The sequence below is a fragment of the Sporosarcina soli genome (assembly GCF_042655805.1).
In the GTDB taxonomy this organism is placed as follows: Bacteria; Bacillota; Bacilli; order Bacillales_A; family Planococcaceae; genus Sporosarcina; species Sporosarcina soli.
Genome location: NZ_JBHSNO010000005.1, coordinates 1,400,593 through 1,411,579, shown reverse-complemented (window position 1 = coordinate 1,411,579; position 10,987 = coordinate 1,400,593). Strand labels below are relative to the sequence as shown.

The following is a 10,987-nucleotide window of genomic DNA, read 5'->3' as shown; positions in this document are numbered from 1 at the left end:
GGCCTCAAGCTCGATTCAAAATCTGGACGCAATTACGCCAAGGCGTAATTGATATAGGGAGTATAGGACGATGAGAAAAGATGATCGATTTGATTTTCAAGAGAAAATAGGGCAGATCAAAGAGGACTTCGGTTTTGACTTTGTCGGTGTGGCACTCGTTCAGTCCGCTGAACGCCGTTTTGAACTACGTTGGACATATGCCATTGGCAATCGTAGTGACCGCTATCGGAGAATTATTTTACAGAGCGGGAAAGGTGTTGCAGGGTATGTATTTAAATCGGGTAAACCGTTTCTCGTGGACAATACGGAAAAGGTGCTTGGAAACAGGGATTTGTTCAATTATCCGATTATCGACGTGGAAGGGTTGAAAAGTTTTGGTGCTATCCCTCTTTATCAATCCAACCGCGTCCAAGGGGTGTTGCTTGTAGGGTACCGATCTGTCGGTGAATTGTCTGTTGAAGCATTTGCAGAATTCCGTCGCGTGATCGGAGCTCAAATTGGACCCTATTCCAGTGGGGAGTGGATAGAAAGTTGATACGTATAAGTGATACTCAGTTAGCTGATCTGCTGTTGAAGCTATTTGAAAACTCTGCTGAAGCGATTTTCTTTTTTGATCGGCATGGAAAAGTGATTGCGCTAAATCATGCAGCAGAGCTCATATTGGGTGCGGAAGTGTTAGATCGTATGGCTGCGGGTGATAAAGAAGCGATTTGTCTGACTTGTAAAGGGTATACAAGCGAACAAGAAATGCAGACGTGCATGTCCTGTTATATGAAGAACCCCCAACAAGATATCAGTTCCTTCCAAGTGTACTTAGATACGAAAGGGAAGGGGGTTATCCCTTATACGGCCAGCTACCAGACGATCGATGTGGAAAATGGCATCCGGGTTTTCATGCTTCGGGATTTAACGAAGCAATATAAAACGCAGGAAATGCTCAATCAGAAAATGATGATGAAAAATATTATCAAAGCACAAGAAGATGAACGGAAACGCATTTCAAGAGAATTGCATGACGGTGTGGCGCAGGAAATGCTCAGTTCACTTGTCGAACTCCGGGTCCTAAAATATATGAATGTAGACCAGGAAGTATTGCAGAAAGTACAGCAGACGGAAGGGACGCTGATGCGGCTACTTGATGATATCCGTCATCTATCGGTTGAGTTAAGACCGGCAGCGCTGGATGATTTAGGACTTGAAGCTGCATTTAGAACCCATTTCAAATGGATTGAAAAGAATTATGGGCTTGTCGTTCATTTCACATCCGAACTAGAATCCAAACGATATGAAGGGGAGATTGAAACCGTTGTCTATAGAATCTGTCAGGAAGCGATATTCAATGCACTCAAATATGCAAACGTCGATGAGATGGACGTCCGGCTTCTCGAAGATAACGAAGCTTTACAGTTACACGTTTCCGATCGAGGGGACGGGTTTGATTTGAATATCGTCCATCCAAAAGGGACCGGTCTTGGGTTATATGGGATGCGAGAACGGGCAGAACTGGCTGAGGGACGACTGACGATTGCATCTGAACCGGGAAAGGGTACCCGGATACAATTAGAAATACCTTTACGAAAAGGGGGGGGCACTCGTTGAAGATCATAATCGCGGATGATCATGCGGTCGTTCGTAGCGGCTTCATGCACATTTTGAACTTCCAGCACGATATGGAAGTGGTTGCGACAGCTGCGGACGGTTTAGAGGCATATGACCTCGTTGCCAAACATCGCCCGGATCTCTTGCTGATGGACTTGAGCATGCCACCGGGGGAAAGTGGGCTCATTGCAACGGGGAAGATCCACGAAGATTTTCCTGAAACGAAGATCCTTATTTTGACGATGCATGATGATGAGGAGTATTTGTTCCATGTATTGAAAAATGGGGCGTCCGGTTATGTCTTGAAAAACTCTCCGGATGAAGAGTTGTTAGCGGCCATTCGGATTGTCTATGAGGGTGGGACATATATCCATCCGACGATGGCGACTTCGCTCGTGCGGGAATTCGTTAAAAAAGACGGGGACGGTGTGGAGACAGATCCGTTCAAGATTTTGTCGAAACGTGAAATTGAAGTATTGCCGCTCGTCGCGAAAGGTTATGGCAATAAAGAAATTGCGCAAAAGCTCTATATTTCCGTAAAAACGGTTGAGGCGCATAAGGCGAAAATTATGGAAAAACTGCAGTTGAAAAGCCGTCCGGAGCTGGTCGAATATGCATTGAGGAAAAAGTTTTTGAACTTTTAAGGATAGCGAGGTGGGCAAACATTGACGGTCACCAAAAGGTTCAAGTTTGATCTTCCGGCATTGCGTGTGCTTGAAAACGAACATCAGTATTTGTCCTATTTAATGGGAGAGTGGCATGGAATCGTCCTTGGATTTGAGCGTGACGCCTATTCTATTGAGGAAGGGCGCGAAGCATTGCGAGAGCTTCGTAAGCGGATTGTCGAGTTTATCGATCCGTATAAAAAACATACAGAAAAAGAAGAGGAATTCCTCTTTCCAATGCTTGCCCGCTATGTAGGAGATGAGCAAGGACCAGTTCAGGCGACAGAGGAAGAGCATGAAGAAATCGATGCTTATATCGGTCATTTCCTGCATCATACGCTAAGGGGAATCGAGGATTTGACGATGCAGGAGATGAAAGACGTCGTCCGTGATGCAGGAGAGGCTTTTGAAGTCATCACCGTCCACTTCATCAAGGAGGAATCGGTTCTGTTTCCAATGGTCAATAATGTCCTTCGGATTGAAGAGCAGGATAGGCTGTATGAACAACTGTATACTTCGATTTTGTAATCAATTACGCCTCGGCGTAATTGCGTCTGGATTTTGAATTGAGCGAAGCTCAATTAACTCCTTTCAAAATCTGTGACATCCGCCAGAGGCTTCATCTTTGTTCAGCAGGTGTTGGATACCCGCTGAACAGGAAGCAAAACTGCAAACACTCGTCACCTATGAGGTGGTAGTCTTCTGTAGCTGACGCTTCGCTTTCAGTACAAAAACATTTGCTGAATGAAGATGAAGGTAAATTGAGGGATATCCCTAGCCGGATATAGGGGGGCACCCAATCGTTTCTAGATAAGTAAATCGCTACAATCAATTTAGATATCTCTAATAAGATTGGACTGATTGAAATGATAAGAAAAATCCAGTTACCGTTGCAGACGGCAAACTTAGTTGTCGGGTTCATGGTGTGGGTCTTGATTTCATCCTTGTTACCTTACATTCAGGAAGAGATTGCGATTCCGGCAGAAAAAGTGGCAATCGTAACAGCGGTCCCGGTCATTTTGGGATCGATTTTAAGAATTCCGCTCGGTTATTATGCCAATATTTTCGGTGCAAGGCTCATATTCCTCGTTAGTTTTGTTTTATTGTTATTCCCTGTGTTTTACATAAGCGAGGCTTCGACGTATGTGGACCTCGTGATCGGTGGGACATTTCTCGGAATCGGTGGTGCGGTTTTCTCGGTCGGGGTAACATCGCTACCGAAGTATTATCCGAAAGAAAAACTCGGCCTCGTCAATGGGATTTATGGTGCCGGTAATATCGGGACTGCCGTTTCAACCTTTGCGGCACCTGTCATCGCATCCCAAGTCGGTTGGGCGATGACCGCTAAACTTTATCTTGTGCTGCTGTTAGTTTTTGCGGCTTTGAATTTCTTTTTCGGTGATCGCAAAGAAGTGAAAGTGAAGACACCGATTATCGAGCAGATCAAAGGTGTTTATAAAAACGAGAAACTTTGGTTCTTTTCATTGTTTTATTTCATCACATTCGGTTCGTTCGTTGCGTTCACGGTGTTTTTACCGAACTTCCTCGTCACTTATTTTGATTTGGAGAAAGTCGATGCTGGGATGCGGACAGCGGGATTCATCGCTGTTGCGACCATTCTCCGTCCGGTTGGCGGATGGTTGGGGGATAAGTTCCAGCCATTGTTTCTGCTGATGGGTGTTTTTGCAGGGTTGACAGTCGGCGCTATCATTCTTGCATTCTCTCCTTCCATCGGGCTTTATACGGCAGGGAGCATGTTGATCGCCATTACAGCGGGTATCGGGAACGGCGTCATCTTCAAGCTTGTCCCGTATTACTTCAACAAGCAAGCAGGAATCGTCAATGGAATCGTCTCGATGATGGGAGGACTGGGCGGATTCTTCCCCCCTTTGCTCCTTTCAACCATCCATTCCATGACGGGTTCCTATTCCATCGGCTTCATGGCGTTTTCGCAAGTGGCATTGGTCAGCTTAGTCCTTGTTGTTTGGCTCTATTACATGGATCGGGTTGCAACAGCGAAAGAAGTATTCAATTCAACAGGTCAGGGAGTTCTTGTTACGGATGTTAGCGGAACGATTCAATCCGTCAATCCGGCATTTACAAGATTGACCGGGTATACTGAAGAGGAAGTGCTTGGCCGAAATCCGAATCTATTAAGTTCGGGACGCCAGTCGGAAGAGTTCTATACGACGATGTGGAGCCAAATCGGTCAAGAAGGTTTATGGCAAGGGAAAGTATGGAATAAACGAAAAAACGGAGAAGAATATTTAGAGTTGCTATCCATCAGTGCGGTAAAAGATGATTCTGGAGACGTGACGAGATATGTCGGAACGTTCAGTGATATTACGCCGATGGACGTGAAGGGCAGCCGGTCAATTTGACCGGAAGCCCTTGCTTCGTTTTTGGCTAATGGATTGGTAGTTGTGAAATGTTTTTGCTTGAAGGGGGAGGGTTTTGTTGGACAATCGTTATTCAAGACAGACATTATTCAAGCCTGTCGGGCAGGCTGGACAGGAGCAGTTGAGTAAGGCGCATGTAGTGATAATTGGCTGTGGGGCGTTAGGATCATCGATTGCAGAGACACTCGTCCGTGCAGGGGTTGGTCGATTGACGATTGCGGACCGGGATTATGTGGAACCATCGAATTTACAAAGGCAGCAATTGTTTACGGAACAGGATGCACGGGATGGCGTTCCTAAAGTGGTGGCTGCTGAGAAAAGATTGAAGAGTATTCGGGAAGATAGCGATATCAGAATGGTTCTCGACCATATCGATGGTCCGCTATTGGAAGAAATCGCGAAAGATGCGGACCTACTCATGGATGCGACGGATAATTTTGAAACGCGGCTCCTGATGAATGATGTGGCTTGGAAAAAAGGCATTCCGTGGGTGTACGGAGCTTGTATCGGTAGTTCTGGAACCGTCTTCCCTTTCATACCGGGTGAGTCGGCTTGTTTCAGATGCTTGCTTCCCGTTTTGCCGTCTGTCAATGAAACTTGTGATACGGTCGGGATTATCGCGCCTGCTGTTCAAATTACGGCAGCTCATCAAAGTGCAGAAGCGCTCAAATGGCTAACCGGAAATAAAACGGCCTTGCGGAAAAAAGTGCTTCATTTTGATGTTTGGCATAATACGCAGGTCGAAGCAGGGATTTCCCGGATGCGTAGCGAAGTATGTGAAACATGTGGAGAATTACCGATTTATCCTTCTTTATCAAGTTCGGAAGACGCAGGTTATGCGGTTTTATGTGGGCGAGATACCGTACAGATCACGCCTGCTGCGGGGCGTCCCTTATCGATTGAGGATGGAGAAAAGGTGGCAAAACGGCTTGGAACGGCTTATAAAGTGACACCCTTTTTCGTTGAATTTCATGCGGAGGGATATCGTTGCATCTTATTTGGTAATGGCCGTCTCTTCATCCATGGACTGAAAGATATGAAAAAAGGACGTAAGCTGTACCATCAATTTTTTGGCTGAACGGGGGGAAGATTTTTGTCGCATATCAATGAGTTAGAAAAAGAAAAAAGTCTTGTCTGCAGTGTATTGACGATTAGCGACACACGCAATGCAGGGAATGATCATAGTGGGCGGACCATCGTGACAAAGCTTGAGTCGGCGGGACATCGATTGTTTGAAACCCGCATCTGTCAGGATGAACAGCAGGAGATTAAGTCCGTCTTAGAGGAATGGTTACGTAATCCGGAAATTCATGCGATCATTATGACAGGCGGTACGGGGATCGGTTTCAGAGATATTACGATTGAAACAGTTACCCCTTATTTTACAAAAACATTGGATGGGTTCGGTGAATTATTCCGTTACTTAAGTTATACGGAAGATGTTGGCTCGAAGGCATTGTTAAGCAGGGCGGCAGCAGGTGTGGTTGAACAGAAGGCTTTGTTCGCGCTTCCAGGTTCTGTGAAAGCAGTGGAATTGGCGATGGACAAACTGATTCTCCCTGAAATCCATCATATTGTAAACGAACTGACGAAGCATTTGGGAGAATAGGAAAAGATGTGCCGGCTACTGAACCGATTTGAATGATAGGTCAGTAATCGGCACTGGGCACAGAGATGCAACCCGTTTACCCTTTTCGCTGAAAGTCTCCATTTTTACCGCCCGTTTTCTGCTGAAGCATTGTCGGTCCGATGATCATTTCTTTTCCGGCCGCTTTGCACATGTCGTAAATGGTGAGAGCGGCGGCGGAAGCGGCAGTCAAGGCTTCCATTTCGACACCGGTGACACCTTTTGTTTTCACTTCGGCTTGGATCAGGATTTCGTAATGGTCGGCAGCATCGTCAATGTTCCATTCAAAATGGATATCGACACCGGTTAACGGAATCGGGTGGCACATTGGGATGATGGTCGATGTGTTTTTGGCTGCCATGATGGCTGCGACTTGTGCAACTGCAAAGACATCGCCTTTTTTGTTCGTTCCTTCTGTAATTTGCGAATGGATGGTTTCGTTGACAAGGATGGAGGAGGAAGCGATCGCTGTTCGAACGGTTTCGACTTTATCGGAAACGTCAACCATTTTGGCACGGCCTTGTTCGTTGAAATGTGTGAGTTCAGACATGGGAGTCATTCCTTTCATGCATAGTGAATTTAGTATAACAGATGGAAATGGGGTATTGGGAATGGTAGAAATGAGAAAGCCGATTCAAGTAGCAGAGGCCGTCCGGTTGGTGATGGAGCATTGCCATCCGCTAGGGGTGGAAACCATACCGCTTGAACAGGCTTATGGCAGAGTTTTAGCCGAACCGATTATCGCGAAACATGATGTGCCTTCATTTGATCGTTCGCCGTATGATGGTTTTGCGGTACGTTCCGAAGATACAATCGGTGCTTCGGGAGCTAACCGAATTTCATTTAAAGTAATTGGTGAAATCGGGGCCGGTCATGTCGCAGATCGTGGAATCGGGCAAGGGGAAGCTTATCGGATCATGACGGGGGCACAAATACCGGAAAACGCGGATGCGGTTGTCATGTTGGAACAGACTGTTGAAGGGGAAAACGGTTTTACCATTCGGAAGCCGTTCAGCCCAGGAGAAAATTTCTCATTTAAAGGCGAGGACGCCCAAAAAGGAGAAGTGCTCATAGAAGCAGGAACATTGGTCCATCCAGGGACAATCGCTTTGCTGGCAACGTTCGGATATGCGGAAGTGGAAGTGGCCAGGCGCCCGATTGCAGGCATTTTATCAACAGGGACCGAATTGCTCGATGTGGCGGACGAACTCGTTCCCGGGAAGATTCGTAATTCAAACGGTCCAATGATTGTAGCGCAGTTGACGCGGATGGGAATTCCCTGCAAATCCTATGGAATGCAAGCGGATCAGTTGGATGCATGCACAGCGATCGTAGAAAAGGCGATTGCGGAAACAGATTTTCTGATTACGACAGGCGGCGTTTCCGTTGGTGATTATGATTATTTACCGGCCATTTATGAGCGGTTAGGTGCCAAAGTTTTATTCAACAAAGTGGCGATGCGGCCGGGAAGTGTGACGACGGTCGCGGTGCTTGGTGAAAAGCTGTTATTCGGGCTGTCAGGGAATCCATCAGCCTGCTTTACAGGATTTGAACTGTTCACTCGGCCTGCGGTACTCAACATAATGGGTGGAACAGCGCCCTATATGCCGCATATGAAAGCTGTGTTAGGCGAAGATTTCACAAAACCGAATCCGTTTACCCGCTTCATCCGGGCTGTTTGGGAAATGACACCGGAAGGAATCATTGCTAGACCAGCCGGTTTTAATAAATCCAATGCGGTCTCCTCCATCGCAAGGGGGAATTGTCTGCTCGTTTTGCCAAGCGGGACACGTGGATACACAAAAGGGATGGAAGTGGACATCCTATTAATAGGTGCAGAGCAAGGAGTAAAAGAGTGGGTGCTATGAAAACACTCCATATTGTTGGTTTTAAAAATAGTGGCAAAACGACACTCATAGCGAGATGGGTGCGTTTATTAAAAAAAGAAGGGCTGTCGGTTGCGGTTTTGAAGCATCATGGACATGGCGGACAACCTGCGATGCCAGATGCTTCAACGGACACGATGCAGTTTTTTGACAATGGCGCCGACGCATCAGTGGTTGCGGGTGGCGGTGCGGTCCAATTGCTGATGAATGCCGAACCGGGATTCGCCGAATTGAAAAGATGGGCATCGATCGGCAATCCGGATATTTTGCTCATAGAAGGGTATAAAGAACAACAAGGTGAGAAGGTTGTTCTATTGCGTGAGCGGGAAGATTGGGAAGTTTTGCGGTCATTGGATGGGATTCAGTTGATTGTTGGCTGCCCTGGCATAACGGTGGATAGAATACATATCGCATCCAGAACGGAACAACAGCAGTTAGATAGTTGGCTACTTGACTGGATAGGGAAGGTGAATGATAGTGAAACCATTTGAAATTGTTGAAACGCCGATTGAAGCGCAGAAGTATACCGACTATGTCCTACATGCAGGCGCAGGGGCTGTGACGGTCTTTACCGGGCACGTGCGCGAATGGACGCATGGCGTACGGACATTGTATTTGGCGTACGAGGCCTATGTACCAATGGCAGAAAAGAAACTTGCAGAAATCGGTGCTGAGATGGAGGTAAAATGGCCGGGCGTGAAAGTGGCGATTGTCCATCGGATTGGCGAATTGCATATTTCGGATATTGCCGTCTTGATTGCGGTATCCTCACCGCATCGGAAGGCAGCGTATGAAGCGAATGAATATGCCATTGAACGCATTAAAGAGGTCGTTCCAATTTGGAAAAAGGAAATTTGGGAAGATGGCGAAGAGTGGATCGGCGGTCAGAAAAAGTATCCAGAGAATGGGGTTGTTTCGAAGTGATCAAAGTGAATTATTTTGCGAGACTCCGTGAGTTGACAGGGAAGGCGGAGGAGACGCTTGAGAAGGAATCGATGACGGTCGGGGAGTTATTGGATTGGGCGGAAGCGACCTATCCCGGTTTTGGCAAGGATACGATGTACGTCGCGGTCAATGAAGAATATGCCTTGAAAGAGGATGTCATCCGCTCGGGGGATATTTGTGCATTCATCCCTCCGGTAAGCGGCGGATGAGGAAAACGGTCGGCATCGTCTTGGCGGGAGGACTGTCCCGGCGATTCGGTTCACCCAAAGCATTTGCCATGGTGGGCGGTCGGTATTTTTATGAGTTAGCAGTGGAAGCGTTGAAAGAGAATTGTGATGAAGTGGTTATCGTAACGCGTCCTGAACTGATTGACCACTACCTTGTCGAGGTGGGGCTCGCGATTGATACACCTGAATTTGCGGGAAATGGTCCGCTCGCAGGGATCCTGTCCGTGATGGAATCCGTGCAAGCGGAACGCTATGTCGTGCTCCCATGTGACATGCCGTTTGTAGAGAGTGCGGTGGTCGGCAAATTGTTGGCTCGCCATGACCAAGGGGTGACTGCAGTTATTGCGGAGGAGCGGCATCATCCGCTCGTGTCCGTCTGGGATCGGGTTGCGGTACCGGTCATACGTAAAGCATTGGAAAATGAACAAAACCGTGTCATGCCCGTCCTTGCACGAGTTGGCGTAACGTGGGTGGACGGCGGTGAATTGGCTGAGGATGTAAAGCAAGTGTTCACAAACGTCAATTCACCAGTAGCTTTGGAAAGGAGCGAGGAAAATGAAAGCAATCACAGATAAGCTTGGTCGCCCGATTCGAGATTTGCGCATATCGGTGACGGATCGCTGTAACTTCAGATGCTCCTATTGTATGCCAAAGGAAATTTTCGGTGATGACTATGTATTTTTACCGAAAAGTGAATTGCTGTCGTTTGAAGAAATGGTACGGTTTGCCCGGATCTTTGCTTCACTTGGTGTGAAAAAGCTCCGCATTACTGGCGGTGAACCGTTGATGCGCCGCGATCTTCCGCGACTGATTGAAAAATTGATGGGGATTGAAGGCATTGAGGATATCGGTTTGACGACGAATGGTGTATTGCTCAAGCAATATGCGCAACCGCTTTACGATGCGGGCCTGCGTCGCTTGAACATGAGCCTGGATGCGCTTGATCCGGACATTTTTGGGAAACTGAATGGACGGGGGATCAAGCCGGATCTGATCCTTTCCAATATCGACTATGCACAAAAAATCGGTTTTGAAATTAAGGTGAATATGGTTGTTCAAAAAGGGGCCAACGAAGGGGAAATCCTTCCGATGGCTGCCTATTTCAAAGAACGGGGTATCACATTGCGCTTCATCGAATTCATGGATGTCGGCAATGACAATGGCTGGAGCTTCAAGAAAGTCGTTACAAAAAAAGAGATTTACGACATGTTAAGCGCCGTTCACGACATTGAACCTGCCGAACAGCATTATTATGGCGAAGTAGCAAAACGATATCGTTACGTAGATAATGGAGCCGATGTTGGTTTCATCACGTCGGTGTCGGAATCATTCTGCTCGACCTGCACACGGGCACGGTTGTCATCGGATGGCAAGCTGTATACTTGTCTATTTGCCTCGAAGGGATTTGATTTGCGGGAACTGATCCGCAGTGGAATGACGGACGCAGAGTTGACCGATGCGATTATGGACGTATGGGAACGGCGAGGTGACCGTTACTCGGATGAGCGCACGGAACAGACCGCAAAAAATCGCAAGAAGATCGGCATGAGCTATATTGGTGGGTGAGGCGCTGTTGTTGCAGCGCTTTTATAATGGAGAGCGTTGTGAAGTTTAGTGGAAACGTTACTTACTCCTTCAA

The 10,987-nt window shown here is 47.2% G+C and carries 14 protein-coding genes; 13 read left to right on the top strand and 1 reads right to left on the bottom strand.

Going from position 1 to position 10,987, the window contains the following annotated elements; translation table 11 throughout:
* Positions 1-70: 70 nt before the first annotated feature.
* The 7 genes from ACFPRA_RS10780 to ACFPRA_RS10750 all read left to right on the top strand — a co-directional run bounded on the left by ACFPRA_RS10780 (position 71) and on the right by ACFPRA_RS10750 (position 6,272).
* A complete protein-coding gene (locus ACFPRA_RS10780) occupies positions 71-535 on the top strand; it encodes a GAF domain-containing protein (RefSeq protein WP_381433953.1) in 465 nt (154 codons plus the stop codon).
* On the top strand, positions 532-1,599 hold the full coding sequence (locus ACFPRA_RS10775) for a PAS domain-containing sensor histidine kinase (protein ID WP_381433950.1): 1,068 nt from the start codon (positions 532-534) through the stop codon (positions 1,597-1,599). Before ACFPRA_RS10780 ends, ACFPRA_RS10775 begins: the two co-directional genes overlap by 4 nt.
* Complete coding sequence (locus tag ACFPRA_RS10770; RefSeq protein WP_239389797.1) at positions 1,596-2,243, top strand: response regulator; 648 nt, start codon at positions 1,596-1,598, stop codon at positions 2,241-2,243. Before ACFPRA_RS10775 ends, ACFPRA_RS10770 begins: the two co-directional genes overlap by 4 nt.
* 21 nt (positions 2,244-2,264) lie before the next feature.
* Entirely contained in the window at positions 2,265-2,792 is a 528-nt protein-coding gene (locus tag ACFPRA_RS10765; RefSeq protein ID WP_381433948.1) for a hemerythrin domain-containing protein, read from the top strand.
* A 338-nt stretch (positions 2,793-3,130) separates the two neighbouring features.
* On the top strand, positions 3,131-4,645 hold the full coding sequence (locus tag ACFPRA_RS10760) for a nitrate/nitrite transporter (protein ID WP_381433945.1): 1,515 nt from the start codon (positions 3,131-3,133) through the stop codon (positions 4,643-4,645).
* A 76-nt stretch (positions 4,646-4,721) separates the two neighbouring features.
* Complete coding sequence (locus ACFPRA_RS10755) at positions 4,722-5,741, top strand: ThiF family adenylyltransferase (RefSeq protein WP_381433942.1); 1,020 nt, start codon at positions 4,722-4,724, stop codon at positions 5,739-5,741.
* A gap of 15 nt (positions 5,742-5,756) precedes the next feature.
* The gene (locus tag ACFPRA_RS10750) at positions 5,757-6,272 is read left to right on the top strand and encodes a MogA/MoaB family molybdenum cofactor biosynthesis protein (RefSeq protein ID WP_381433940.1); all 516 of its coding nucleotides are present in this window, start codon (positions 5,757-5,759) and stop codon (positions 6,270-6,272) included.
* A 76-nt stretch (positions 6,273-6,348) separates the two neighbouring features.
* On the opposite strand, the gene moaC is transcribed toward ACFPRA_RS10750, so the two are convergent.
* On the bottom strand, positions 6,349-6,840 hold the full coding sequence (gene moaC / locus ACFPRA_RS10745) for a cyclic pyranopterin monophosphate synthase MoaC (protein WP_381433938.1): 492 nt from the start codon (positions 6,838-6,840) through the stop codon (positions 6,349-6,351).
* Positions 6,841-6,901: 61 nt separating this feature from the next.
* Between moaC and ACFPRA_RS10740 the strand changes: the two genes are divergently transcribed.
* The 6 genes from ACFPRA_RS10740 to moaA are packed head-to-tail and all read left to right on the top strand — an operon-like array spanning position 6,902 to position 10,914.
* Positions 6,902-8,158 (top strand): molybdopterin molybdotransferase MoeA, encoded by a 1,257-nt coding sequence (locus ACFPRA_RS10740; RefSeq protein ID WP_381434866.1) that lies wholly within the window; start codon positions 6,902-6,904, stop codon positions 8,156-8,158.
* Positions 8,155-8,667, top strand: coding sequence for a molybdopterin-guanine dinucleotide biosynthesis protein B (mobB, locus tag ACFPRA_RS10735; RefSeq protein ID WP_381433935.1), 513 nt, complete (start codon positions 8,155-8,157; stop codon positions 8,665-8,667). Before ACFPRA_RS10740 ends, mobB begins: the two co-directional genes overlap by 4 nt.
* Entirely contained in the window at positions 8,654-9,100 is a 447-nt protein-coding gene (locus ACFPRA_RS10730) for a molybdenum cofactor biosynthesis protein MoaE (RefSeq protein ID WP_381433933.1), read from the top strand. The genes mobB and ACFPRA_RS10730 overlap by 14 nt, the downstream gene beginning before the upstream one ends.
* On the top strand, positions 9,097-9,330 hold the full coding sequence (gene moaD / locus ACFPRA_RS10725) for a molybdopterin converting factor subunit 1 (RefSeq protein WP_381433931.1): 234 nt from the start codon (positions 9,097-9,099) through the stop codon (positions 9,328-9,330). Before ACFPRA_RS10730 ends, moaD begins: the two co-directional genes overlap by 4 nt.
* Positions 9,327-9,923 (top strand): molybdenum cofactor guanylyltransferase, encoded by a 597-nt coding sequence (locus tag ACFPRA_RS10720; RefSeq protein ID WP_381433928.1) that lies wholly within the window; start codon positions 9,327-9,329, stop codon positions 9,921-9,923. The genes moaD and ACFPRA_RS10720 overlap by 4 nt, the downstream gene beginning before the upstream one ends.
* Positions 9,904-10,914 carry a GTP 3',8-cyclase MoaA gene (moaA, locus tag ACFPRA_RS10715; RefSeq protein WP_381433925.1) on the top strand — a complete coding sequence of 337 codons (1,011 nt, stop codon included), beginning with the start codon at positions 9,904-9,906 and terminating at the stop codon, positions 10,912-10,914. The genes ACFPRA_RS10720 and moaA overlap by 20 nt, the downstream gene beginning before the upstream one ends.
* The last annotated feature ends 73 nt before the right edge of the window (positions 10,915-10,987 follow it).

What these genes read in the sequence shown, in the direction of transcription:
- ACFPRA_RS10780 (WP_381433953.1), top strand. Translation starts at nt 71, where the DNA reads ATGAGAAAAGATGATCGATTTGATTTTCAAGAGAAAATAGGGCAGATC.
- ACFPRA_RS10760 (WP_381433945.1), top strand. Translation starts at nt 3,131, where the DNA reads ATGATAAGAAAAATCCAGTTACCGTTGCAGACGGCAAACTTAGTTGTC.
- moaC (WP_381433938.1), bottom strand. Translation starts at nt 6,840, where the DNA reads ATGTCTGAACTCACACATTTCAACGAACAAGGCCGTGCCAAAATGGTT.
- ACFPRA_RS10740 (WP_381434866.1), top strand. Translation starts at nt 6,902, where the DNA reads ATGGTAGAAATGAGAAAGCCGATTCAAGTAGCAGAGGCCGTCCGGTTG.
- mobB (WP_381433935.1), top strand. Translation starts at nt 8,155, where the DNA reads ATGAAAACACTCCATATTGTTGGTTTTAAAAATAGTGGCAAAACGACA.
- ACFPRA_RS10720 (WP_381433928.1), top strand. Translation starts at nt 9,327, where the DNA reads ATGAGGAAAACGGTCGGCATCGTCTTGGCGGGAGGACTGTCCCGGCGA.
- moaA (WP_381433925.1), top strand. Translation starts at nt 9,904, where the DNA reads ATGAAAGCAATCACAGATAAGCTTGGTCGCCCGATTCGAGATTTGCGC.